The sequence below is a fragment of the Bordetella muralis genome (assembly GCF_054781015.1).
Window position 1 is genome coordinate 799,923 of sequence record NZ_BAAGVF010000008.1, and the last position, 24,795, is coordinate 824,717.

Consider the following 24,795-nt stretch of genomic DNA (forward strand, 5'->3'; position numbering starts at 1 on the left):
GCTATCCAACCCGGCGCTAGACCGACGAGGACTCAACGTCGTCAGTGCCTCGCTGCGGCAAATGCAGCACGAAACCTATCAACGGCCACAGCGCCGCCGTCAACAAGACACTCAGTCCCCAATCCCAGCCGGACCATCGACCGGCCAACCACGCCAACACCAGTTGTTGCACCAAGCGCGCGACAAAGAACACGGGCAACATGTGTATGCCCTGGCTCCACAAGTCAAAATGCCGCAGCCGGCGATGCAGCGCCACCGCCCCATACGCCACCATGGTATATGACAACGCATGCGCGCCCAGCACACTGACATCGTGCACATCCATCAGCAATCCAAAGCAGAATGCCGCGACCAGCCCGACCCGGCGCGGCTCGTTCACGCACCAAAAGGCCAGGACCAGCACCAGAATATCGGGGGCTCCCTCCCAGACACGCCAGGGCAACAATGACAGCAACCACGCCGCCACGATCGAGCCCCAGACAAAAATCACATTGGCCGGACGCGACAAATGCTCGGGAGGGACGTTGCGAGGCGTACCCAGACGGCGCGGGGGCTGCTGGGCCGACGAGTTATTGCGATCCACCGGATTCAGCCTCTTGAAGATCAGACTCTGCGCGAGCGACATCGACTTGCAGCACCAGGAAATGGCGATGGCGCTCAGGATGCGCCAAAGGCTCGCATACGGCTCGCGCAAACCCGGACGCCGTATCCCGTTCGACTGTCAACACCTTGGCCAACGGCAGACCTGCGGGAAACAAGCCACCCACGCCACTCGTGACGATCGTATCGCCTTCCTGGATATCGGCATTAGCCGCCAGAAAGCGCACCTCGATGCGGCCTGGCGAGTTCGAACCAAAGGCAATCAAACGCAGGCCGTTGCGCAACACCTGAACGGGTACCGACACTCGTTCGTCCGTGACCAGCGCGGCTTCGGAAGCCTGCGGTGTCACGCGCACGATCTGCCCCACCACGCCGCCTTCATCGATCACTGGCATGCCGGGCGCCAACCCCGCCTGACTGCCTTTATTAAAGACCAGGCGCTGCTGAAAACTATCGGCCGGCTCATACAGCACTTCAACCACCACTGCAGTCTGATCGACGGTGTCGGTCACGCCCAACAACCGGCGCAACTGCGCATTCTCGGCCGCCAATTGGGCCGCATGGGTCGTAACTTGGGATAACTCGATACGCTGGCGCTGCAAGGCCTCGTTTTCGGTGCGGTTACGGTTGGCCGCATCCACCCACTCGTTGAACTGCCGCACAAAATCGCGCGGCGCCATGACAGTGCGCTGAAACGGATACAACCCAATGGAAACCGCGCGTCGCAACGGCTCCAGCAGATGAAACTGAGAGTCTAGGACCAGCAAGGCGAGCGACAAGGCGACCATGACGGCCAACCGGATTTCTACCGGCGGGCCGCGCCTGAACAGCGGTGGAGACCCTTGTCGTTGCATGAATACCCAGCTTTGGCGTCAGCCCGCAGCCACTGCGCCGGGCATCGCCGGCACGGCGACGCCCGCTGGCGGGACAGACTTACTCGTTAATGAAAATCGCGCCCAGTTTTTCCAGATGCTCGAGCGCTTCGCCGCAACCACGGACCACGCAGGTCAGCGGATCCTCGGCAACGACGACGGGCAACCCCGTTTCCTCTTGGAGCAAACGATCGAGATCACGCAGCAGTGCCCCACCACCAGTCAGAGCGATGCCCTTGTCAGTGATGTCGGCGCCCAACTCGGGCGGGGTTTGTTCCAAGGCGATCTTGACGGCGGACACGATCTGGTTCAGCGGATCGGTCAGCGACTCCAGAATTTCGTTGGACGACACCGTAAAACTGCGCGGCACGCCTTCGGCCAGGTTACGGCCCTTGACCTCGATCTCGCGGACTTCGGAACCCGGGAAGGCAGAGCCGATTTCTTTCTTGATGAATTCGGCGGTGGGCTCGCCAATCAGCATGCCGTAGTTGCGGCGGATGTAGTTGACGATGGCTTCGTCGAACTTGTCGCCGCCGACGCGCACGGAGCCCTTGTAGACCATCCCGCCCAGCGAGATCACGGCGACCTCGGTCGTGCCGCCACCGATATCCACCACCATCGAACCGCTAGCGTCCGAGACAGCCAGGCCGGCACCGATGGCAGCAGCCATGGGTTCTTCGATGAGGTAGACATGGGAGGCGCCGGCGCCGAGGGCAGATTCGCGAATGGCGCGACGCTCGACCTGGGTCGACCCGCAGGGGACGCAGACAATGATGCGCGGGCTGGGGGCCAGCATGTTACGCGGGTGAACCATGCGGATGAACTGCTTGAGCATCTGCTCGGTCACCGTGAAATCGGCAATTACGCCGTCTTTCATGGGGCGGATGGCTTCGATGTTGCCAGGGACTCGTCCCAGCATCTGCTTGGCCTCCTGGCCAACCGCCTGGATGATTTTTTTGCCATTGGGGCCGCCTTCGTGGCGGATGGCGACGACCGAAGGCTCGTCGAGCACAATGCCCTTGCCCCGGACGTAGATCAGCGTGTTGGCGGTACCGAGGTCGATCGCCATATCGCTGGAGAAGTAACTGCGCAGGAATCCGAACATGAGGGCTCAGCGAGATTCAAAAATAATGCCGGGCTGCAGGTGACGGACTGGTAAACACGAGCCCGCCGCATTGCTGCAGCGATTAAACCGTGAATGATAACTTATAATTTCCCGGAAAATAGCGCAAAAATGCTGGTAATTCATGCTTTGTCACAGGGACGGACACCCGTACAAACCCGCACCTGAGTCCAGCAGCCTGCCCCTTCGATTTCTCATAGTCTCCCTACATGGCGCTCAACGAACAAGACGTGGCCCGGATTGCCCGGCTGGCCAGAATTGAATTGACCCCCGATCAGCTCAAGCTCGCCGAGGGCGAGCTCAACGGCATTCTCCACCTGATCGAGCGGCTGCAAGCCGCCGATACCCAGGGTGTAGAGCCGCTGGCGCACCCGCTGTCGGCCCATCAGGACATCGCCCTGCGTCTACGACCGGACGCCGTGACCGAAACCTCCTCCGAGGCAAACCGCGCCGAACTGATGGCCAATGCGCCGGACGCCCGCGACGGCTTGTTCCTGGTTCCCAAGGTCATCGAATAAATCATGACGACTTCTGCCCTCCACACCCAATTCGGCGGGATCGCCGAACTGCGCGCCGCGCTCGCGCAACGACAGGTCAGCGCCCGTGAGCTGGCGCAAAGCGCCCTCGCCGCCGCCCAGGCCGCCAGCGACCTGAATACCTTTCTGCACATCGACGAGGCCCTGACCCTGGCCCAGGCCGACGCCGCCGACGCGGCCTTGGCGGCCGGCACGGCGGGCCCGCTGGCCGGCGTGCCCATCGCCCACAAAGACGCGTTTGTCACCCGCGGCTGGCGCACCACGGCCGGCAGCAAGATGCTCAATGGCTATGCGAGCCCCTTCGACGCCACGGTCGTGCAGCGGCTGCAGGCCGCCGGCGCCGTCTCGATCGGCAAACTCAATTGCGATGAGTTTGCCATGGGCTCGGCCAATGAAAACTCCGCCTACGGCGCCGTTCGCAACCCGTGGGACACCAACGCCGTGCCCGGCGGCTCGTCGGGCGGTTCGGCTGCCGCGGTAGCTGCCCGTCTGGTGGCCGCCACGACCGGCACCGACACCGGCGGCTCGGTACGCCAACCCGCCGCACTGTGCGGCGTCAGCGGCATCAAGCCTACCTACGGCACCGTTTCCCGCTTTGGCATCGTGGCGTTCGGCTCCAGCCTGGACCAGGCAGGCCCGCTGGCCCCCAGCAGCCGCGACCTGCTCGAGCTGCTCGATCCCATGAGCGGCTTTGATCCCAGCGACGCCACCAGCCTCGAAAGCTGCGACGGCACGCCCAACGCTCCCGGCCGCATCCGGGCCGCCTACGACACGGCGCAAGCAGGTTACGACGCTGCCGGTAGCCAGCCCCTGAAAGGCCTGCGCATCGGCGTCCCCCAGGAATACTTCGGGGCCGGCCTGGCCCCGGATGTCGCCGCCGCCGTCGAAGCCGCCCTGGCGCAATTCGAGGGGCTGGGCGCCCAACGCGTATCGATCTCGCTGCCGCGCACGGAGTTAGCCATTCCGGCCTATTACGTCATCGCCCCTGCCGAGGCCTCCAGCAACCTGGCCCGCTATGACGGCGTACGCTACGGCCACCGCGCCCAGGAATACACCGATCTGAATCAAATGATCGCCCGCTCTCGCGCCGAGGGTTTTGGCGACGAGGTCAAGCGCCGTATCCTGATCGGCACCTATGTGCTGTCTCACGGTTACTACGACGCCTACTACCTGCAGGCCCAGCGCGTGCGCCGTCTGATTGCGCAGGACTTCCAGCGCGCCTACGCCGACCAGTGCGACGTCATCATGGGGCCGGTTTCGCCCACGGTGGCCAAGAACCTCGGCGACAACCGCGATGATCCCACCGCCGACTGGCTGGCCGATATCTACACGCTGGGCGTGAGCCTGGCAGGATTGCCCGCCATGTCCGTGCCCTGCGGTTTCGGCGGCGACGGCCAACGCCGCCCCGTCGGCCTGCAGATCATCGGCAACTATTTCGACGAGGGCCGCCTGCTGGCCATCGCCGACCGTTATCAACAAGTCACCGACTGGCACCGGCGCGTGCCCGGCCAGCGAGGCACCGAGCAATGAACTGGGAAATCGTCATCGGCCTGGAAACGCACACCCAGCTTTCCACCGACGCCAAGATATTTTCGGGCAGCAGCACGCGCTTTGGCGCGGCTCCCAACACACAAGCCAACGTCGTCGACCTGGCGCTGCCGGGCAGCCTGCCCGTCATGAACCTCGGCGCAGCCGAACGCGCCATCCGATTCGGGCTCGCCGTCGGCGGCACTGTCGCGCCACGCTCGGTCTTTGCCCGTAAAAACTATTTTTACCCCGATCTGCCCAAGGGCTATCAGATCAGCCAGTACGAACTGCCCGTCGTGCTGGGGGGATCGCTCTCGTTTTTCGTCGGCGAGGAAGAAAAAACCGTCAACCTGACGCGAGCCCACCTCGAAGAAGACGCCGGCAAATCGCAGCATGACGATTTCACGCTGTCCAACGGCAATCCGGCCAGCGGCATCGACCTGAACCGCGCCGGCACCCCGCTGCTGGAAATCGTGACCGAGCCCGAAATGCGCTCGGCCGCCGAGGCCGTCGCCTACGCCCGCGCGTTGCACAGCCTGGTCGTCTGGCTGGGCATCTGCGATGGCAACATGCAAGAAGGCTCCTTCCGCTGCGACGCCAACGTTTCGGTCCGTCCCGTTGGCCAGAAAGAATTCGGCACCCGTACGGAAATCAAAAACGTCAACTCCTTCCGCTTTCTGGAGCGCGCGATTTTGTTCGAGGCTCGCCGCCAGATCGAGCTCATCGAGGACGGCGGCACCGTGGTTCAGGAAACCCGCCTGTACGATGCCGATCGCGACGAAACGCGCAGCATGCGCAGCAAAGAAGACGCGCACGATTACCGCTACTTCCCGGACCCGGATCTGCCGCCGCTCGTGATTTCCCCCGAATGGATCGAGCAGGTACGCACCGACATGCCCGAGTTGCCCGCCGCACTGCGCGAGCGTTTTGTGCGCGAATACGGCCTATCGGCCTATGACGCTGCCCAGTTGTCTGCCAGCCGCGGCATGGCCTCTTATTTCGAGGCTGTCGCCCAGGGCTTACCCGCCGGCCAGGCCAAACAGGCCGCCAACTGGATCATGGGCGAGGTCACAGCCACCTTGAACCGCGAAGAAAAAGACATCGCGGACGCACCGGTCCAGGCTCCGGCGCTCGCGGCGCTCATCGGCCGCATCATCGACGGCACGATTTCCAACAAGATCGCACGCGACGTGTTCTCTGCCATGTGGGCAGGCGAACAAGGCGGCCAGCCCGACGCCATCATTGAGGCGCGCGGCCTGAAGCAAATCAGCGACACGGGCGCCATCGGCGCCATGATCGACGACGTGCTCAGCGCCAACCCGGCCATCGTGGCGGAATACCATGCAGGCAAACAAAAGGCCTTTAACTCGCTGGTCGGCCAAATCATGAAAGCCGCCAAGGGCAAGGCCAACCCGCAACAGGTCAACGAGCTGCTCAAGCAAAAGCTGGATAGCTAAGGCACCACGAAAAAAGCCCCCACGCCGCGCCTTCGGCTCGCTGCCCCCCCAAGGGGGCGCTTTTTTGCCTTGGGGCGGCCCGGCGACAAAAAAATGGGCCAGTTCTGCACTGGCCCATTTTCTTTCCGATGACGGGCGACAAGCCCGCCACTGATCACAAAATCCCGTATTTCGCCCGATACGCCAACACCGCGTCACGATGGCTGGCAAATTGGTCATCGTCCTGCAGCAACGTCAGAATATCAGCCAGCGATGCAATGCTGACGACCGGGATACCGTAGGTTTTCGCAACCTCTTGCACGGCGGAATGCGGCGACAGCGCATCGTCCGCGCCCGCACGTTCCTGACGATCCAGCGCGATCAATACCGCCGCCGGCTCCGCCCCCGCGGCACGGATGATCTCTACCGATTCACGCACCGAGGTACCTGCAGTGATGACGTCATCAATAATGACGACCTTGCCTTGCAGCGGGGCGCCCACCAGCGTGCCGCCCTCGCCGTGATCCTTGGCTTCTTTCCGGTTAAAGGCGAAGGGTACATCGCGCCCCTGCATGCCGGCATGCCCGGCCAGGGCTACCGCCGTCGCCGTCGCCAGCGGAATACCTTTGTAAGCCGGCCCGAACAGCATGTCGAATGCCACACCGGAATCCAGCAATGCCTGAGCATAAAACTGCGCCAGCTTACCCACCGATGCGCCGCTGTTGAACAAGCCAGCGTTAAAGAAATAGGGGCTGATACGGCCGGACTTGACCTTGAAACTGCCAAAACGCAACACGCCCTCATCGAGAGCAAAACGGACAAAGTCGGTAGAAATAGCGGCCATGATTAGAGATTTCCAATAGGGGAATGAGCGCCTCCGAGCTCAGCGTCGCCTGGTCCACCTGCGGCGTATATCGAGACACCCCAGGCGGCTCGGTTTCTTTAGCGCAGACCAAAGCCCTTGCCGACTCCGGCACCTGCCGAGAATGATTGATTTCTCAGAAGATCGGACGCATTTTAACGTGTCCACTGCACCGGCACCGGCGCCATTCGCCCATGGCAAGTCGGCCTCAGTCGGTTAAAGTCCGTCTTTGGGCCGGGTGGCCAACCGCTATACAGGAGTCTTCGTCGTGCTGCGTATCACCTCACTCAATCTCAACGGCATCCGATCCGCCTTTCGCAAAGGCCTGCAACCCTGGATGCAAACCCACAGTGCCGATATCCTCTGCCTGCAGGAAATCAAGATCGCCGATGCCGACCTGACCGAAGACCTGCGGCATCCTCCTGGTTACACCGGGCACTTTTCCCACGCCATCAAAAAAGGCTACAGCGGCGTCGGCATTTACCTGCGTAATGCGGCAGAACGCGTGCAGATCGGCCTGAACTGCGAGGAATTCGACGCTGAGGGCCGTATCATCCGCGCCGACTGGAAAGATCTATCCGTCATCAGTGCCTACCTCCCTTCCGGCTCCAGCGGAGACGTACGCCAACAAGCCAAATACCGGTTCCTGGACGTGTTCGGCCCCTGGATCGACGAGCTGATGAACGAGCATAAAAAGACCGGCCGCGAGTTCGTCATCTGCGGCGACTGGAACATCGCGCACAAAGAGATCGACCTGAAAAACTGGAAAGGCAATCTGAAAAACTCGGGTTTCCTGCCAGAGGAGCGCGCATGGCTGACCGAGGTCTTTGATCGGCGCGGGTTTGTCGACGTCTTTCGCACACTGGACGAGCGCCCCGATCAATACACCTGGTGGAGCAACCGCGGCCAAGCCTGGGCCAAGAACGTAGGCTGGCGCATCGATTACCAGATTGCGACGCCAGGCATCGCCGCACGTGCACGCAACACCGCCATCTATAAAGATGAACGCTTCAGCGATCATGCGCCGCTGACTATCGATTACGACATAACGTTGTAAACCGCGCAGAAAACTGATCGCGAGGGCCTGAAAATAAATAGGGACATATAAATAATAAAAATTGCCTGCTCCTCTATTTATCAGGCCCTAATTTGTCCCCAAGTCCATGTATTGACGCAAAAATCTTGGACGCCATTTCGATCGCATTAAATGGTGACGCATCAATTTACCTAGGTGGGAATATCCTTACCGACGTAGAAGGGGTAACTCACAATATCTGGAACGGGCCCTTTAATATGTTGCGTCCCCAATTTTTGGAGGCATCGATCCCTAATATTGGCGCGGGTTTCCGGTGAATGATTCTTTTGCACGCCCCCGCCGATACCCCTACAATTGCGCACCGAGCCAGTGCCATTGCGCACTATTTTGGACCGAATCGCACCATATCCGGGCATTTATGCACCGGTCTGCGGCACCCCAGGAGACCCCCTTGAAACTGCAAAGTCTTGACGACTTTTTGCGTCAGGTCGCTGTGCGCGACCCGCATCAGCCCGAATTCATGCAAGCCGTGCACGAAGTCATGTCCAGCTTGTGGCCCTTTATCGAGCAACATCCGCATTACGCCGACCATGCCTTGCTCGAGCGCCTGGTCGAGCCCGAGCGCGTGATCCAGTTCCGCATTTGCTGGACGGACGACCAAGGCCAGCCGCGCGTCAACCGAGGTTTCCGCGTACAACACAGCTCGGCGATCGGTCCTTACAAGGGCGGCATGCGCTTTCACCCCTCGGTGAATCTGTCGGTCCTGAAATTCCTGGGTTTCGAACAGACCCTGAAAAACGCACTGACCACCCTGCCCATGGGCGGCGGTAAAGGCGGCTCAGACTTCGACCCCAAAGGCAAATCCGACGCCGAAGTCATGCGTTTCTGCCAGGCACTGATCCTCGAATTGCATCGCCATTTGGGCCCGGACACTGACGTGCCCGCCGGCGACATGGGCGTGGGCGCACGCGAAGTCGGCTTCATGGCCGGCATGATGAAAAAAATCTCCAATTCGGCCGCCAGCGTCTTTACCGGCAAGGGCCTGACCTTCGGCGGCAGCCTGATCCGTCCGGAAGCCACCGGCTACGGCACGGTGTACTTCGCCGAAGAAATGCTCAAGCGCACCGGCCTGTCGTTTGACGGCCTGCGCGTTGCCGTCTCGGGATCGGGCAACGTGGCTCAGTACGCCATCGAAAAAGCGATGAGCCTGGGCGCACGCGTGGTCACCGTCTCGGACTCGGACGGCACCGTCATCGACGAAGCCGGCTTCACGCACGAAAAACTGGCCGCGCTGATGCATCTCAAAAATGACCTGCGCGGCCGTCTGGCCGAATATGCAGGCCAATTCAAATTGACCTACGTCGCGGGCAAGCGCCCGTGGCACGTGCCGGTCGACGTCGCCCTGCCCTGCGCGACCCAGAACGAACTCGAGATCGACGACGCGCGCACGCTGATCGCCAATGGCGTCAAATGCGTCGCCGAAGGCGCCAACATGCCGTCCACCCTGGAAGCCGCCAAGGCCTTCATCGAAGCCGGCGTCCTGTATGCCCCGGGCAAAGCCAGCAACGCGGGCGGCGTAGCCGTGTCGGGCCTGGAAATGAGCCAAAACGCCATCCGCCTGTCCTGGACCCGCGACGAAGTCGATCAGCGCTTGCACTCCATCATGCGCGACATCCACGAAAACTGCGTGCGCCACGGCCAAGGCCGCGGCACCGCCGTCAACTATCTGGATGGCGCCAACATCGCCGGTTTCGTCAAAGTCGCCGACGCCATGATCCAGCAAGGCCTGTACTAAGATTCAGTTCTCGTACGCAGCCCGCTAACTGTGAACTGCCTCCCAAAGGTCGGACTGGTGTCCAACTGTTGGGGGTGCAGTTTAGGCTGCGGGCTTTTTTTTCGTCGGTCACATCAGGGGCGACACGCCTCTATGAAATGGTACAGCGTGCCCCCCACGACGCCGGCGATTTCATAAAACACTCGCGTATTGGGTTGCCCTTGGGCAAGGCAAAAATGAGGTCTGCGGCGTTGCATCCTTCGCGATTTCTGATATCAGCCCGGCCACCCAAGTCTAATAGCGCGCGAAAGCTCTCCAATCTGTCTTTCTTGACCGCAAGCAGCAACGGGGTGTCTCCCAGGTCATCTTGAGCGTTGATGATCTGCAACCATATAGCTGCAAAACTCACCACGCCAAACGGACATGTGAATTCCGTCTTCAGCGCATCTAGCTCCTCAAGCGCCGCCTGGCCTGACGCACCGTACCTGCCCACCCTCTCACGATCCCATATATAGCACTCCACAGCGTCGCGAAGCGCAACAATAATCTCGCAGTCATTACTCTCTGCCGCAAACATGATCGGCGTACGCCCTCCCACGATGGGCGGAGTGTGCTCAAGATCCTCTTTAGTACGAAAGTTCCACACCTCAAGAGGCAGTTTCTGCATCATCACCCTCAATGCTGCATCTTTTCGTAGCGCCGCGGCGTGATGCAGCAACGAGTATGGCGATTGTTTGAGCCCTTTTACGATCCACTCGACACTTTCCCTATCCTCGAGCAAGCTATTGATTCCTGCTTCGTCATTCTGCTTCACATACCTTTCCAAACTATCCATCAGGCTCTGCTGAGACAGGCGATCGCAGCCGGAAATAATGGGCTTTAGATAGGAGGCGAGAGCTCCGGAAATTCTGTACATTTCTTTGAAACCTCACTGTTGAGAGATCAGTCCGTGCAGGTCGAATCCTCGACACCGGGCGTGACACGCCTCTATAAAATGGTGCAGCCCATCCTGGAAAAGACGGAAAGTGACGGCGGTGACGGCGGCGGTGGCGCCGATTCCAAAAAAAACTCGCGTATTGGCCCATCCGGCGAGTCAAGAATGACGCTTCGGGCGGTGTGTCCCTCGCGGTTGGCAATATCAGGGTCGGCGCGCGCTGTTAATAGCTGGTAGAAGCTTTCATATCTGGCTTTGTTGACAGCGAGCAGCAATGGGGTGTTTCCCTCGTCATCCTTGGCATTGACGATCAGCCACCATATGTCGGCAGCCCATACCCTTCCAGGCGGGCATTTGAACTCCGCCCTCAGTACATCTAGCTCCTCAGCCGATACCTGGCTTAAAGCCTGCCCGGACGCACTCTGGCGATCACATACATAACAACTTACACCGTAGCGAAGCTCAAAGATAATCTCGCCGTTATTGCTCTCTGCCGCAAACATGATCGGCGTACGCCCCCCCATGATGGGCGGCGTGTGCTCCAGGTTCTCTTGAGTGCGAAAGTTCCACACCTCAATAGGCAGTTTCTTCATCATCGCCATCAATGCTTTATCTTTTCGTTGTGCGGCGGCTTGATGCAACAACGAGTATGGCGACTGTTTGAGCCCTTTTACGATCCACTCGATCCTTTTCTTATCATCGAGCAAGCTATTGATCGCGGCTTCGTCATCCTGCTCCACGTACTTTTTCAAACTATCCATCAAGCTCTGCTGACGCAGGCTATCACCCTCAGACTTGCTCCCAGAAATATAGGGTTTCAGACAGGAGACGACAGGATCGCAAATTTTGGTCATTTCTTTGAAACCTCACTGTTGGAAAAACAGCCGTGCGGGTCGAATCCATCAGCCAAGAGACGGCTACGCACTAATTCAAAACCAATATGCTAGTCAGCGCCTCATTTCCCGGCCGTAGCAACCAAAACCCACGCAAAATCGGACTGAGCTGACGAATGCCCGTCACAAGGGCACGCGCCAGCGCGTGCTGACTATCGTCGATGTGTTCACCCGAGCGGAGCTCGCCACGGAGCCGGCACAACGGTTACCCGCCGCAGACGTCGTGGATATACTGAGCCGCCTTCTCGCTCCGCGGTACGCGCTAGCATTTCTTTAGCCAAAGAAGGCAGCGGCGCCAGGGAAATTGGTCCGGAAATACAGTCTCCGGCAGAAAAGCGGCGGTTATTGACAGCCAATCACTAATATCAACAGTGCTCAAAAATTCCGAGCCCTTAACCATCTGTCGCCCTAACTCTGGGACCCATATTATGACTGTCGTTACTGCTTTAAAGCCCTTTAGGATCTTCGATAACTACGTGCCACTCAAGGCATCAGAAAAGGACCAAAACTCTGCCAATACGTTGCGTCCAAAACCTGATAGTCTTGATATCCAGGAGGACGATTCACCCGTCAAAATGTGCGCAACCGCGGTGGCCGACAATGCAGAACAGTCGCTATTGGATAGCTGGGTAGAGATTAAAGAGAAGTCCCTATTAAATAGCTGGGTAGAGACTGATATCGACTCCTACGGCACGTTAGAGATGTTCGGTGCCGAGAGCCAAACCGAGCCGACTCAAATCACTGCAGAGTCGTCCCGCTCCTGGCAGTCCGCATTCACTGCGCCCGCGGCTGGACTGTATAACGCAGCGACTGGTACGATCCAAGGGTGGATGGGAAATAGTGCGCCAGTCAGAGAACTCACCCCGGCTCAGCGTATAGAACGCGCCGCAGAGTTGGCTTGCCAAATCGAGGAAAAGCTGCGACGTACGGATGAGAGTATTTGCAGAGAAAGCGGCTTCAAGCTATCGACTCTCGACGCAGGCCGCATTGATCCGGTCCAGCTCTCTACGTGGGACTCTCTCCAAAACTTCTCGGCGCGTGCGCGAGGAGCCGTCACCGCAATTCTCGATACGACGGTAGGCGTCGCATCCGGCGTGGCCATCGGAGGCGTAGGTGCGACTGGCATATTGGGAGTAGGTTTCGGTGCCGCTGCATTGAGCGGTGGAGCCATCCTCGCTCTGACAGAGATGCGCCAGTTTCCAGAGCGCGCTGAGAGCCGTGGCGTACAAAACGTGATCAACGCCCGAATACCCGGGATCCAAGATGACCTCAATGAGTTGGACGCCATCATCGGCCAAGAGAAACATCGCTGGGCAATGCAACAACGTATTATGGCGACTATTTCGCAGCGCTATGACCACTGCGGCGCGCTGGAACGGCAGATAATAGGGGCCGTAAAAGCACGAGCACGTATCGTAATGGCCTGCGAACTAGAAAATGGTATGCCCGTATCAGTAGCTCACCGCGACGACCCGACGCGTAGCGCCGCTCTCACACAGCTCGCACAAACGCGTGATGCGCTCTATAACTTTATTGCCTCGCTCATCCAAGGGTTCAATGCCCTGAGCGAACGAATGTTGTTCACGCTTCATGCAAGCGAAGCGGCTGCTCATGCCAAAGCAGAACAAAATGCCGAAGAGGCGTTTAAAATTTCGTACGGAACCAAGCTCCGGGACTTATCCACCATCAAGAACAGCACTCTCATTGCTGACGCTGACGTGACCGCGCTCCAGAACCTGGAAAAGAGCGGCACCCCGACAAAAGTGACGGACACTGCTTTGCGGGCCGATCTCGCACTCGGCGAACATCTCACTCGTGCGATTCTCTCATCGGGCCCGAATTTTGGCGCTGTCAACTGCACGGCAAGATTCGGCGCATATGAAACCAAGCATGCCCTGCCTAGCAATTTGACGACGGTGAGGTCGATCGCCCGATATATCGATGCGCAGGTCATTTCAAATGCTCGAAATCCATCTGCTGCAGCCACGGCCCCCGCTTTATCGAAAGGCCAGGACGGCACTTACACCATTGCGGACCCGGAGCGTAAACTCTACAGCTTCTTGGCAAGCGCCCCCACGGCCCGCGCCAATTTCTCTGATACTACCGACATAGGCCTCTCGGCGAAACTGATCGATGCCGGTATTGGACGCATGACCATTGCCGACTATAGCCGCACCTTCCCTGGAGGCGCGAACCAAATAGAGTTCGAGGCCAAGATCGACAAAAGCGGCACCAACGTCTTGACGGTACGCTTTTTGAACCAATCTGACGAATCCCTGTTCAAGCCCGATCAAACTACGGCATTGGACATTGTCAGGAATCAGCGAAAAAAACTGGCGACGGAACAAGAACAAACGCCCGCGGAAACATCGGATTTCACTGGTATGTCTCTTGCAGAGGTAGAGGCATATCTGGACGACATGACGATTGTTTGCGAAGAGCAAGTGCAGCTGCTTCACGACGACTATCGTCAGTTGGCCGCATTGAACAAATGGGAAAATCCGACATTCACGCGACACGCGTAAACCGTATAAAGTAGTGCGCAACGCTGCGCATCCCCATTGGCAAAACATCGCCAATGGGGATCGATCCACCTAGCAGGATTTGCCCCGTTGATGCCCCGCGTCAATGCCAATCATCACGATACACAAAACGCGGCATTTGCCAGTTGAACCTCAACGCCAACAACCGGAACGTCAACCCCGCCAGCAACGCCACCGGCACCGCCGCACCGAGCGCCCAGTCCAGTTTCAGCAAACCCACATAAAGCGCCCCAGTCACAATCGACACGCTGGCATACAGCTCTTTACGGAACAACAGCGGCACATCGTTGCACAGCACATCGCGCAACACCCCACCCGCGCAGCCCGTGATCATGCCGCTGATCAACACCACGCTGGTCGACATTTCCATCTGCTGCGCGACCTGGCAGCCAATGACCGTAAACGCCACGAGCCCCACAGCATCCAGCCACAGAAATAATCGACGCAGCCGCCGCATCAGCGGCGCAATGAACGCCGTCACCAATGCCGCACCGGCTGTCATCGCCAAATACTCGGGATGCGCGACCCACGTCAGCGGATAGTGTCCCAACAGCACATCGCGCAACGACCCACCACCCAGTGCCGTCACGCACGCGATGATGCACACACCCATCCAATCCATATCGCGACGTCCGGCTGCCAGCGCCGCCGTCATGGCCTCGGCCACGATCGCGACCAGATACAAGGTATGCAACAACACGGTAGACGTCTCAACAGGCATGGTTACCTCACGCACCCCACGAATAAAGCCCCGCGCATCCGCGCGATGATTGCGCAGCCAGCCGGGCCACACCCAGCAATCAGCCCGTCAGGCGGGTGACTCCAACGCGTCGATCACCCGGCGTTGGCGCCACAGCAACACTAACCCTGGCAATGCAATCGCCACCGTCAACAAGAAAAATCCGGGCCAACCCAGCCAGTGCACCAACGGCGGCGTCAACGGACCCGCTAGATAAATCCGTCCTACCGCCGACAACGCCGACAACAACGCAAACTGCGTCGCGGAAAACCGTTGCTGGCACAACGCCATCAACAATGCGACGAAAGATGCCGTTCCCAGGCCGCCGCACAAGTTCTCCACCCCGATGGCCGTGGCCATCAGCCAGAGACTCTTTGGACTGACCGCAATCACCCAATAACCCAGATTGGAGATCGCCTGCAAAATGCCAAACGCCATCAGCGAGCGATACAAGCCCCACCGCGCCATCAACGAACCGCCGGCCAACGCCCCCACGATCGTCGCGAGCAGCCCCAGCACTTTGTTCACCGTCCCCACCTCGGTGGGATCAAACCCGGCGCCGCGTATCAAAAACGTCGTAGACAGCGCTCCAGCAAAAGCATCGCCCAGCTTGTACAGCACAATCAGCGTCAAGACCGTATAAGCCCCGCGCCGCGAAAAAAACTCGCGAAAAGGCTCGACCACCGCCACACCCAACGAGCGCGGTGCGCTGGCAGGCTGCTCAGGCTCGGGCGCCCAGAGGGTAGCCGCAGAACACAGCAGCATCAACACCCCCATCAGGACGTACATCGGTCCCCAACCCAGCCATTGGTCCGCCAGGATCAAAGCCAGCCCGCCTGACACGACCATCGCCAGCCGATACCCCAGCACCTTGATCGCAACCCCAGCCCCCCGCTCGTCTCGACGCAGCACGTCGGTGCTATAGGCGTCAAAAACAATATCCTGCGTGGCCGACAGAAACGCCACCATCACAGCCAGCAACGCCAACGGCAACAACGCCGACTTGGGCGACAACATCCCCATGGCCATGATGGTGATCGCCAGCAGCAACTGCGTAACCAGCATCCACCCGCGCCGGCGCCCCAAAATCGGTGGCACATAGCGATCCATCAGCGGCGCCCACAGAAACTTGAGCGTGTAGGCCGACCCCACCAGGGTCAAAAAACCGATTTGCTCGAGCGAGACCTGCTCCACTGTGGCCCACGCCTGCAAGGTGCCGCCAGTCAGCGCGATCGGCAAACCGCTGGCAAACCCCAACACCAGTAACGGCGCGACCCGCCGGCTGAAATAAACATGGGATGCGACAGTAATAGAGGCTCTCCTGACAACAATGGCGCTGAAAACGCCGGATACCCGGCATATTAACCAATGGCAGTAACGTCGCGGCCAGCCCAGCGTCCGCGCCGCGCTTCCCGGCGCCAGCCGCCTCGCGCACGCGGCGCGTCAGTCCGCCGCGTACCGATAAACCGCCAACGTACTGCGCCAACCCGGCAACACGTTGATTTCGCGCCCCTCGTGAAACGTCGCGCGCTCCAGAATCCGCAAATTCAAATCCGTGGCCAGCCGCTCAAAGTCGCGCAAGGTACACAAATGGATATTCGGCGTGTTGTACCACTGATAAGGCATCTGCCCCGTCACCGGCATACGCCCCCGCAAAATCGACCACCCATGCGGCCAGTAGCCAAAATTCGGAAACGACACGATGCCATAGCGCGCCACGCGCGCCATCTCGCGCAGAATATGTTCGGTGCGATGCATGGATTGCAGCGTCTGCGACAGCACCACCGTATCGAACTGCTTATCGTCGAACAGCGCCAGGCCATCTTCGAGGTTCTGCTGAATGACCTCGACGCCTCGTTGCACGCAGGCGATCACATGCTGATCGTCAATTTCGACGCCTGCTCCTCGCACCCTACGCTCGTCACGCAGATACGCGAGCAACGCCCCATCGCCACACCCCAGATCCAGGACCCGGCTGCCCGGCTCGATCCAACTGGCGATCCGGACCAGATCAGGGCGCATGCCCTGTATACGGCCAGGTTTTACCGACACGGGACTCATGCTGGCTCCTCTGTAGTCCTTCGGGACTGGGATGCACCCTCTGTGGAAGACGACGCGTGTAGCGGCAGCGCAGCATTGTCGTCCGGCGTAGTCACCCCTAATCCCAACTCACGCGCAATACGCTCGTAATACCCTCGCACGACTGCGTGGTAGCGCGAATCGTCCAGCAAAAACGCATCGTGTCCATGCGGCGCGTCGATCTCGGCATACGTAACGGGGCTGCCATTTTTGAGCAACGCGCGCACAATTTCGCGCGAACGCTCTGGCGGAAAACGCCAATCCGTAGAAAACGACACCAACAAAAAATCCGCCGTCGCCGGCGCCAAGGCACGCGCCAAATCACCGCCCGTATTACGGGCCGGATCAAAATAATCCAACGCACGCGTAATCAGCAAATAGGTATTCGCGTCGAAATAGCGAGAGAACTTTTCGCCCTGATACCGCAAATACGACTCGACCTCGAACTCAACGTCATAGCCATAGCGATACGCACCGCCCTCGGCCGGCTCACGCTGGGTCCGGCCGAATTTCTCGGCCATGTCGTCATCCGACAAATAGGTAATATGCCCTATCATCCGCGCAACAGACAGCCCGCGCCGCGGTACCGTATGCTGGGCGTAATAATCGCCACCATGGAAATCCGGGTCCGTGATAATGGCGCGCCGCGCCACCTCGTTAAAGCCGATATTCTGGGCGGACAAGCGCGGCGTACTGGCCACCACGATGCAATGCGCGACGCGTTCGGGGCAAGTAATCGCCCAACTGAGCGCCTGCATTCCCCCTAGAGACCCACCCATCACCGCAGCAAAACGCTCGATCCCGAAATAATCTGCCAAACGGGCTTGGGCATGGACCCAATCCTCGACCGTCAGCACGGGAAATGCCGCCCCCCAGGGCTGCCCTGTCTCGGGATTGATACTGGCGGGCCCAGTGGACCCGAAACACGAGCCGAGATTATTCACCCCGATCACAAAATACACGTTCGTATCCAGCGGCTTGCCGGGCCCGACCATGTTGTCCCACCAGCCGACATCCTTGGGATTGTCGTGAGCGACGCCCGCCACGTGATGCGAAGCGTTCAAGGCGTGGCACACCAACACTGCATTGGTGCGTTGCGCATTTAACGTGCCATAGGTCTCAACCGCCAGTTCATAGGACGGCAGCGATTGACCGCTGGCTAATGGCAGCGGCTCGTCAAAACGGATGAATTGCGGAGTCACCATGCCCACCGAACCAGGCGCGGGCTCAGCGGAAGACTGAATAGAACCGGGGGCAATCCCCTCGGCGGAATGCAAGGCAGGAGCGGTCATACGGACCTCTTTAGCTGGATTTATAGAGGCGCCCGCAAGCGGATCAGGCAAATCGGCGCCGGTTTGAAGCAGAGATTCTAGCACTCTCAGGCCGGGTCACCGCTGGTCGCACGGCAACAGCCCAGCCGCTGGCACACCCCGGACATTCCCGGCCGCCCTCGCAAGAATGATCCGATACTCAGTCGGATAAGTCCGATAACTCACTGCAGATCCCGTCTTGTCCATAAATCGCACGCATCACATGGAAAATCGCGCGACCTCTTCCGCAATTCACCATTTCGGCTGCTCTGCGCCACCGCACATGTTATGCAAGGACGTCATCTTTCCGACCGCGAAGTCGCGTGCCTGCACTGGTCATCGCTGGGCAAAACCAGTTGGGAAACCGGTCTCATCCTGGGGGTCACCGAGCGCACCGTGAACTTCCACATCGGCAATGCCTGCCATAAGCTCGGCGTCAACAACCGGGGCGCCGCGATCGCCATCGCCGTCAGACAACGCCTGCTGCCTGTACTGGTAACCGAGCCTCAGCCCATGCGCCCAGACAGACCCGTCCCAATCACGCGGGCTGCATCCTCCTTGCGCCGAATGCCTGACCCTCCGCGTACAGACGCGCCTACTTCAGCTTCACCGCCCGAACAAACTCCTGGGCCGGACCCACAGGCAAACTCTGCTCTGTCCCTGCAGCCACTGCATCAATCAACATCGTGTCGGTCACCCATACCCGGCCCATCAACCACGCCGGCTGCTGGCCCGCACGGCCCTTTGCCACAATCTCGTCCCCAAAATTCGGCAGCGGCGACGGCACAGGAGCCCCCATGTTCACATACAGCGACCGCATCAACGCCTGTCCCAATGCCTCCCGCGCAGCCCGATCCTTTGCAATCGACTCGGGCAACGGCGCAGACCCCACCGCAAACATCGCCTGATCGACCTGCGCCGTAGTCAGCGTAAACGCCAAGGCCTGCCCCCCGAGAGAAATCGTCCGCGTCTCCGTCTCGACCTTGGCCGGAAAAGCCGCCTGCACATGGCCGTCGGCCACCACCATTTCACGCCAGTTGTAACTCGGGGTGCACCCGCCCGCCAGCAACAGCACCGCACAACACAGCCGCAACGCTGTGGCACGCCGCTCCCGCCGATAAAACAATCGAAAAATCATGATGTTATGCCCTCCATCACGCATAATGACATGGATGAATTGTCACCGATCCCTGGCTCTCAGAGAGGTTACCTCGGCATGAATCGCCCACACCTCGTAAAATCCGGCCTCAATATCCGAATATTCATATGACTGTGACCGATACCACTGCCAGCCGCTTGGCCCGCCTACAGGCCCATACCGCCCTGCTTGCCCAGACTCTGCGCGGCATCGAAAAAGAAGGGTTACGCGTCGACACCCAGGGCCGCCTGTCCCACACCGCTCATCCGGCCGGGCTGGGCGCCGCGCTGACCAACGAACACGTCACGACCGATTATTCCGAGGCCCTGCTCGAACTCATCACCGGCACGCACGATCGTGTCGACACTCTGCTGACCGAGCTGGAAAACACCCATCGATTTGTCTATAGCGTGCTGGATGGCGAGCTCATCTGGAATCAGTCCATGCCAGCGGCGCTGCCCGCCGAGGCCGACATTCCCATCGCCTGGTATGGCCAGTCCAACACCGGTATGCTCAAGCACGTCTATCGCCGCGGCCTTGCCGAACGCTACGGCAAGGCCATGCAGTGCATCGCCGGCGTGCATTACAACTTTTCCTTGCCCGATGCACTATGGGGCATTCTGGATCCCGGCACGCCTGACCCGCAAGAGCAACGCTCGCGCGGCTACATCGGCCTGATCCGCAACTTCACGCGCTACTCGTGGCTGCTGATGTACCTGTTTGGCGCCGCCCCCGCCCTGTCGCGCCAATTCATGGGCGACGATGTCCAGCAGTTGCAGTCGCTGGGCAACGACACGCTATATCTGCCCTACGCTACCAGCCTGCGAATGAGCGATCTGGGCTATCAGAACAAAGCTCAATCGCAGCTCAAGCTCTGCTACAACGATCTCGATACCTTTCTGGGCCGCCTGTACGAGGCCGTGTCCCAACCTTGGCCCGAGTACCAAGCCATCGGAACGCATCGCAACGGCGAATGGATCCAGCTCAACACCAATGTGCTGCAGATCGAAAACGAGTACTACTCCAGCATTCGACCCAAGCGCGCCACCGGCCGCTGCGAACGGCCTATCACCGCGCTGGCCGAACGCGGCGTGCAATACGTAGAAGTGCGCTGCCTCGATATCGATCCCGCCCAGCCTGTGGGCATCGCCGCGGACACGGCGCGCTTCATGGACGCATTCTTGTTGTTCTGTGCCGCATCGGACAGCCCTTATTTCCCGCAAAACGGCTACTGCCAACGCAGCGCAGACAATTTTTCCACCGTAGTCAAAGAGGGCCGCAAGCCCGGCTTGCGACTAGATCGTGACGGCGTCGCCATCGAGCTGCCCGTCTGGGGCCATGAATTGCTGGACCAGATCGCACCCTACGCGGCGCTCTACGACCAGGCCTTGGGTGGGGACGCCTATGCACGCGCGCTGCAGGCTCAACGAGACAAGCTCGACCATGCCGACGAGACGCCCTCCGCACGCCTGCTCAGCGACCTACGCGACAGTGGCTTGTCATTCCACGATTATTCGCTGCGACTCAGCCGCCAACACGCAGACACGCTGCGTGCGCAGCCGTTGCCCGCCGACGTCGCCGCGACGTATGCCGAGGCGGCACGGCAATCACATGCTGAACAAGCACATCTCGAACAAAGCGACACCGTCGATTTCGATACCTACGTGGCGTACTACCACGCGGCATTGAAGGCGCCTAAATCGGCTTGAGTAACGTAACACCAAAGGTCAACTCATATTCGTATGAGTTGACCTGACCTCGTATAGCGAACGACTGCCGAACCGCCTTCCTCTTCTTGGTTGGCCTATCCGACCAGCGTAGCGATATCGCTGACGTCATTGCCGGCGCCGTTGTCCAGCAGGAGCTTCACCATGCGCCTATCCCCGCGGCGCTGTGCCAGCGTCAGCACTGTGCCGTCGATGACGGTGTAGGACAAGCGGCTATCTGCGCCATGCAGGATCAACTCGTTGACCATGTCGTAGTTTTCAGCCTCGACAGCATGGAACAAGGGCGTGCGTCCGCTGTGGTCTCGCATATCGATCCGCACACCGCGTTGCTTGAGCAGGAATCTCAACCCATACAGATTATTGTGCTTCGCAGCGAGCGCCACAGCAGTGCATCCTTTTGAATCCGTCGCATGGATATCTGCTCCGCCTGCAATCAGATGTTCGATGGCAATATCCGACTGCCCCTTTGCCGCCCGCAGCAGCACGCAACATCCGTCGCGATCTTTCAAATCGGTCCTCGCGTTCTGTCCGATCAAGAGATTCAAAATCGACGAGTCGTACGTCCGGTCCGCATAATCCGCAGCCCGCATCATGACCGTCAGGCCCATGCGGTCTACGGCATTGAGATCGATGTCCCTTTGTTCACACAAGAGCCTGATCGCGCGCCGCCGCCCTAGTGATACGGCCACGCTCAGCGCTCGCTCTCCGTCAGCATTGGCAATGTTGATGGTTGCCCCGCGAGCGACCAGCGCCTCTACGACGTCGTAGTGCCCCGCACGAATCGCCAGCATGAGCGCGGTATCGCCGATATTGTCCTGTCTATCGATGCCCAGGGGCTGGGCGCCGTCATCTGCGTACACCTCGTACCCCAGCAAAACCTTAACCGCATCGACATATCCGGACATGGCTGCCCACATCAGTGCGCTGTAGCCCGATGGATCCGTCGCGTCCACGGACGCTTTTCCTGCCAATAGCGTATGGATAGCCGCGACATGGCCGTGCCGTGCGGCGCACATCAATGGCGTCAGTCCATTTTCGTCCCGGACGTCCAAGCCCTCTGTGGGGAGAACATCGACGAAAGCGCTCAATACCGCGTCACTGTCAGAGACCGCAGCCGCATGTACCGGGAAATATCTCGGTGCTCTCAGGCTGCTGATCACTTTATTGATATCATTCCTCGCAAATATGGCTCTGACGCCGGGCGCATCCTTGGCGTAGACGCACACCATGAGATGCGCCTGGACGCGCTCCATCTCGGCATTGTCATCAGGGATCATCCCGGCGCCCGCTCGAGCAAGCAGATCAGAGACGGAATCGGTGGCAGCGACAAAAGAATTAGCAATCATCATGAATACCGGCCGTAAAAGTGTGTCACACGAGCCGAATCGCGCAACATCTCGTTGAAATCATTGCAAATACCCGCATGAGTAACGATTCGACACGGCGAGTTCCGTCCTCGACTCGCGAATGTCGCACGGCCTGGAAATAACGGTCGCCAATGGCTACAGGATGTCCGCCATCTCTACGCGCTGGATGCCCATGAGCCCCCCCTCCGAGACAATCCTCCTTGGTGTACAGTTTTTACTCTGTACCTTGCTTATTGAATTCGCTTGAACCGCCCACCATGAAAACGGTTGCTGAGACAGGCGCGATCGTCTCGCCCTCGGATTTCCCCACCTTCGAATCCACGGATTTCGCAGGCGAGGGATCGTTTTATTTCGATTTGGCGCGGCTACAGGATCAGCCAGGCATTCCGCGGGGGTTTCCGCATCGCCACGCCTACTACCATATCCTCTGGATGTCCCGGGCGCAGGGCACGCACATGCTGGACTTTCAACACCTGGAGGTGCGCGACGGCGCCGTGTTCTTCTTGAGCCCGGGGCAGCTACACGCCTGGACATCATCGGTTGCACCGCAAGGCTATGTGATGAATATCAGCACAGCCTTCTTCACACACATGTTTCCGCGAGCGGACGATATCGCCAAGTTCCCGTTTTTCCACCCCACCAACGGCAACCCGGTACTCTATCTCACACGCGATCAACACGACGACATGCTGCCCCTGTTGCAGGCGATGGCACAGGAACAACAAGGCCGGCAGCTCGGCCGCTACGACGTCATACGGTCCTACCTGTTGATCCTGTTGACCCAACTGCGCCGCGTGTATCCGATCGATGAACGTACACGTACTGCCGGCCCTAGCTACCCGCTGGTAAAGCGCTTCGCCTTATTGATCGAAACGCAATATCTGGCGTACAGCAGCATTCAGCAATATGCCAGCGCGCTCTGCGTCAGCGCCCGGCAGCTCAACGAAGCCACTAAACGCGCTACAGGGCGCACGGCCAGCCAGCTGATTCAGGACCGTGTGCTGCTGGAAGCCAAGCGGCTGCTCAGCAATACCGAATCAGGCATTGCCGATATTGCGTTTCAGCTCAATTTCGAAGACCCCGCCTATTTCACGCGATTTTTCAAGAAGCACACAGCCATGACGCCCGGCGAATTCCGCAAAGTCGATCTCAGCCTGCGCACCTGAACGCTGCTCAGCGCCACTCCCGCACAGCACGTCGGTAACGAAGTGGCCAAATACCTTCATTGCGCCAAAAAGTACAACTCAAGCGCGTATATGTCCTGACGGTTGTGCCCAGTCTCTGCGTACAGTTTCAGCAAACCGATAACTCAGGAGACATTCCATGTCCAAGCTCCGTACACGCCTATGGCGATCTCTGCTGTGCGCCCCCCTCGCTTTGGCGTGCGGCTTCGCCACTGCGGCCTTTCCCGAACGCCCTGTCACGATCATCGTGCCCTTTGCAGCAGGCGGCGCCACCGACGTCATCGCCCGCACGGTCGCCCAAGCCATGGCCGGTAAATTAGGCCAGCCCGTTATCGTAGAAAACCGGGCAGGAGCAAACGGCAATATTGGCGCCGCAACCGCCGCACGTGCCGACGCCGATGGCTACACCCTGCTCATGGCGACATCCAGCCACGCCATCAACGCCACGCTGTACCGCAAACTCGACTACAGCCTGACCAAGGATTTCACCGGCCTGTCCAACCTCGCATCGGTGCCCTTGCTCCTCGTCGTCAATCCCCAAGTCCCCGCCCGTACGGCGGCAGAGCTATCCGCCTATATTCGAGACAACGGGAATCATATGGCGTACGCATCAGGGGGGACTGGCACAGCGGCCCATTTAGCCGGCGCGCAATTCAACTCGCTTTCGCACGGGCAGACCACCCACGTACCGTACAAAGGCGGTGCGCCGGCACTGAATGACCTCATCGGAGGCCAGGTGCAATTCATGTTCGCCAACCTGCCGGAGGTCCTCTCCCAAGTCCAGGGAGGCCGTCTTATCCCCATCGCTGTCACCGGCCAGGATCGGCATGCGGCCCTGCCGAACGTGCCTGCTTTTGCCGAAACGCAGTTCGCCGACATGCAGGCACGGTCCTGGTTCGGGCTATTCGTCCGTGCAAATACACCACCCGAAACGGTAGAACGTTTGTCCAAGGCCATTGCCGAAAGCGTCGCCACGCCCGCTGTGCAAACCAAATTGAAAGGGATGGGCGCCGACCCGATTGGCAACGAACATGCCGAGTTTCAACAATACGTCGAGCAAGACGTAGGACGCTGGAAAACGCTCGTAGAGGCTTCAGGCGCATCAGTCGAGTAAC

Annotated in this window: 21 protein-coding genes, 1 pseudogene and 1 riboswitch; of the genes and pseudogenes, 10 read left to right on the forward strand and 12 right to left on the reverse strand. The window is 59.5% G+C overall.

From position 1 onward, the window contains the following. Nucleotides 1-16: 16 nt before the first annotated feature. The 3 genes from mreD to ACYVIT_RS21410 all read right to left on the reverse strand — a co-directional run bounded on the left by mreD (nucleotide 17) and on the right by ACYVIT_RS21410 (nucleotide 2,577). Nucleotides 17-583 carry a rod shape-determining protein MreD gene (mreD, locus tag ACYVIT_RS21400; RefSeq protein ID WP_415804494.1) on the reverse strand — a complete coding sequence of 189 codons (567 nt, stop codon included), beginning with the start codon at nucleotides 581-583 and terminating at the stop codon, nucleotides 17-19. Further along, entirely contained in the window at nucleotides 570-1,454 is an 885-nt protein-coding gene (gene mreC / locus ACYVIT_RS21405; RefSeq protein WP_415804495.1) for a rod shape-determining protein MreC, read from the reverse strand. Before mreC ends, mreD begins: the two co-directional genes overlap by 14 nt. Nucleotides 1,455-1,533: 79 nt before the next feature. After that, the gene (locus ACYVIT_RS21410) at nucleotides 1,534-2,577 is read right to left on the reverse strand and encodes a rod shape-determining protein (protein WP_094823631.1); all 1,044 of its coding nucleotides are present in this window, start codon (nucleotides 2,575-2,577) and stop codon (nucleotides 1,534-1,536) included. 227 nt (nucleotides 2,578-2,804) lie between these two features. Between ACYVIT_RS21410 and gatC the strand changes: the two genes are divergently transcribed. Genes gatC through gatB form a run of 3 tightly spaced genes read left to right on the forward strand, consistent with a single transcriptional unit; the run spans nucleotide 2,805 to nucleotide 6,115 of the window. Further along, nucleotides 2,805-3,113: an Asp-tRNA(Asn)/Glu-tRNA(Gln) amidotransferase subunit GatC gene (gene gatC / locus ACYVIT_RS21415; RefSeq protein ID WP_415804496.1), complete on the forward strand. Its 309-nt coding sequence runs from the start codon at nucleotides 2,805-2,807 to the stop codon at nucleotides 3,111-3,113. A gap of 3 nt (nucleotides 3,114-3,116) precedes the next feature. Beyond that, nucleotides 3,117-4,661 carry an Asp-tRNA(Asn)/Glu-tRNA(Gln) amidotransferase subunit GatA gene (gatA, locus tag ACYVIT_RS21420; RefSeq protein WP_415804497.1) on the forward strand — a complete coding sequence of 515 codons (1,545 nt, stop codon included), beginning with the start codon at nucleotides 3,117-3,119 and terminating at the stop codon, nucleotides 4,659-4,661. Beyond that, on the forward strand, nucleotides 4,658-6,115 hold the full coding sequence (gene gatB, locus ACYVIT_RS21425; protein WP_415804498.1) for an Asp-tRNA(Asn)/Glu-tRNA(Gln) amidotransferase subunit GatB: 1,458 nt from the start codon (nucleotides 4,658-4,660) through the stop codon (nucleotides 6,113-6,115). Before gatA ends, gatB begins: the two co-directional genes overlap by 4 nt. Nucleotides 6,116-6,269: 154 nt before the next feature. Here gatB and pyrE read toward each other — a convergent pair whose 3' ends face one another. Then, nucleotides 6,270-6,938: an orotate phosphoribosyltransferase gene (gene pyrE / locus ACYVIT_RS21430; RefSeq protein WP_415804499.1), complete on the reverse strand. Its 669-nt coding sequence runs from the start codon at nucleotides 6,936-6,938 to the stop codon at nucleotides 6,270-6,272. A gap of 286 nt (nucleotides 6,939-7,224) precedes the next feature. Here pyrE and ACYVIT_RS21435 point away from each other — a divergent pair, with 286 nt between their 5' ends. Together ACYVIT_RS21435 and gdhA are read left to right on the forward strand one after the other, a co-directional pair. Next, complete coding sequence (locus ACYVIT_RS21435; RefSeq protein WP_415804500.1) at nucleotides 7,225-8,013, forward strand: exodeoxyribonuclease III; 789 nt, start codon at nucleotides 7,225-7,227, stop codon at nucleotides 8,011-8,013. 430 nt (nucleotides 8,014-8,443) lie between these two features. Beyond that, the gene (gdhA, locus tag ACYVIT_RS21440; RefSeq protein ID WP_415804501.1) at nucleotides 8,444-9,787 is read left to right on the forward strand and encodes an NADP-specific glutamate dehydrogenase; all 1,344 of its coding nucleotides are present in this window, start codon (nucleotides 8,444-8,446) and stop codon (nucleotides 9,785-9,787) included. A 130-nt stretch (nucleotides 9,788-9,917) separates the two neighbouring features. Here gdhA and ACYVIT_RS21445 read toward each other — a convergent pair whose 3' ends face one another. Then, nucleotides 9,918-10,601, reverse strand: coding sequence for a hypothetical protein (locus ACYVIT_RS21445; RefSeq protein WP_415804502.1), 684 nt, complete (start codon nucleotides 10,599-10,601; stop codon nucleotides 9,918-9,920). A 152-nt stretch (nucleotides 10,602-10,753) separates the two neighbouring features. Further along, on the reverse strand, nucleotides 10,754-11,461 hold the full coding sequence (locus tag ACYVIT_RS21450) for a hypothetical protein (protein ID WP_415804503.1): 708 nt from the start codon (nucleotides 11,459-11,461) through the stop codon (nucleotides 10,754-10,756). A 560-nt stretch (nucleotides 11,462-12,021) separates the two neighbouring features. On the opposite strand from ACYVIT_RS21450, the gene ACYVIT_RS21455 reads away from it, so the two are divergent. Beyond that, on the forward strand, nucleotides 12,022-14,118 hold the full coding sequence (locus ACYVIT_RS21455; RefSeq protein WP_415804504.1) for a hypothetical protein: 2,097 nt from the start codon (nucleotides 12,022-12,024) through the stop codon (nucleotides 14,116-14,118). Nucleotides 14,119-14,218: 100 nt separating this feature from the next. Here the strand turns inward: ACYVIT_RS21455 and ACYVIT_RS21460 are convergent, their stop codons facing one another. The 4 genes from ACYVIT_RS21460 to metX form a co-directional block, all read right to left on the reverse strand. Further along, a complete protein-coding gene (locus tag ACYVIT_RS21460; protein WP_415804505.1) occupies nucleotides 14,219-14,857 on the reverse strand; it encodes a trimeric intracellular cation channel family protein in 639 nt (212 codons plus the stop codon). An 87-nt stretch (nucleotides 14,858-14,944) separates the two neighbouring features. Then, nucleotides 14,945-16,186 carry a muropeptide transporter gene (locus tag ACYVIT_RS21465; protein ID WP_415804828.1) on the reverse strand — a complete coding sequence of 414 codons (1,242 nt, stop codon included), beginning with the start codon at nucleotides 16,184-16,186 and terminating at the stop codon, nucleotides 14,945-14,947. A 132-nt stretch (nucleotides 16,187-16,318) separates the two neighbouring features. Then, nucleotides 16,319-16,936, reverse strand: coding sequence for a methionine biosynthesis protein MetW (gene metW / locus ACYVIT_RS21470; RefSeq protein ID WP_415804506.1), 618 nt, complete (start codon nucleotides 16,934-16,936; stop codon nucleotides 16,319-16,321). After that, nucleotides 16,933-18,246, reverse strand: a complete 1,314-nt coding sequence (gene metX, locus ACYVIT_RS21475) for a homoserine O-succinyltransferase MetX (protein WP_415804507.1) — start codon at nucleotides 18,244-18,246, stop codon at nucleotides 16,933-16,935. The genes metW and metX overlap by 4 nt, the downstream gene beginning before the upstream one ends. Further along, nucleotides 18,236-18,315, reverse strand: a riboswitch (SAM riboswitch). It overlaps the preceding gene by 11 nt. A 237-nt stretch (nucleotides 18,316-18,552) precedes the next feature. Between metX and ACYVIT_RS21480 the strand changes: the two are divergent. Then, nucleotides 18,553-18,720, forward strand: a pseudogene (locus ACYVIT_RS21480) (helix-turn-helix domain-containing protein); the annotation flags it as partial. A gap of 139 nt (nucleotides 18,721-18,859) precedes the next feature. On the opposite strand, the gene ACYVIT_RS21485 reads toward ACYVIT_RS21480, so the two are convergent. After that, nucleotides 18,860-19,402: a hypothetical protein gene (locus tag ACYVIT_RS21485; RefSeq protein WP_415804508.1), complete on the reverse strand. Its 543-nt coding sequence runs from the start codon at nucleotides 19,400-19,402 to the stop codon at nucleotides 18,860-18,862. 134 nt (nucleotides 19,403-19,536) lie between these two features. On the opposite strand from ACYVIT_RS21485, the gene gshA reads away from it, so the two are divergent. Continuing rightward, a complete protein-coding gene (gshA, locus tag ACYVIT_RS21490; RefSeq protein ID WP_415804829.1) occupies nucleotides 19,537-21,111 on the forward strand; it encodes a glutamate--cysteine ligase in 1,575 nt (524 codons plus the stop codon). Nucleotides 21,112-21,206: 95 nt separating this feature from the next. Here gshA and ACYVIT_RS21495 read toward each other — a convergent pair whose 3' ends face one another. Continuing rightward, the gene (locus ACYVIT_RS21495) at nucleotides 21,207-22,478 is read right to left on the reverse strand and encodes an ankyrin repeat domain-containing protein (protein WP_415804509.1); all 1,272 of its coding nucleotides are present in this window, start codon (nucleotides 22,476-22,478) and stop codon (nucleotides 21,207-21,209) included. Between the two features lie 275 nt (nucleotides 22,479-22,753). Here ACYVIT_RS21495 and ACYVIT_RS21500 point away from each other — a divergent pair, with 275 nt between their 5' ends. Both ACYVIT_RS21500 and ACYVIT_RS21505 read left to right on the forward strand, forming a co-directional pair. Continuing rightward, complete coding sequence (locus ACYVIT_RS21500; RefSeq protein WP_415804510.1) at nucleotides 22,754-23,662, forward strand: helix-turn-helix domain-containing protein; 909 nt, start codon at nucleotides 22,754-22,756, stop codon at nucleotides 23,660-23,662. A 157-nt stretch (nucleotides 23,663-23,819) separates the two neighbouring features. After that, entirely contained in the window at nucleotides 23,820-24,794 is a 975-nt protein-coding gene (locus tag ACYVIT_RS21505; protein ID WP_415804511.1) for a Bug family tripartite tricarboxylate transporter substrate binding protein, read from the forward strand. Nucleotide 24,795 lies beyond the last annotated feature (1 nt).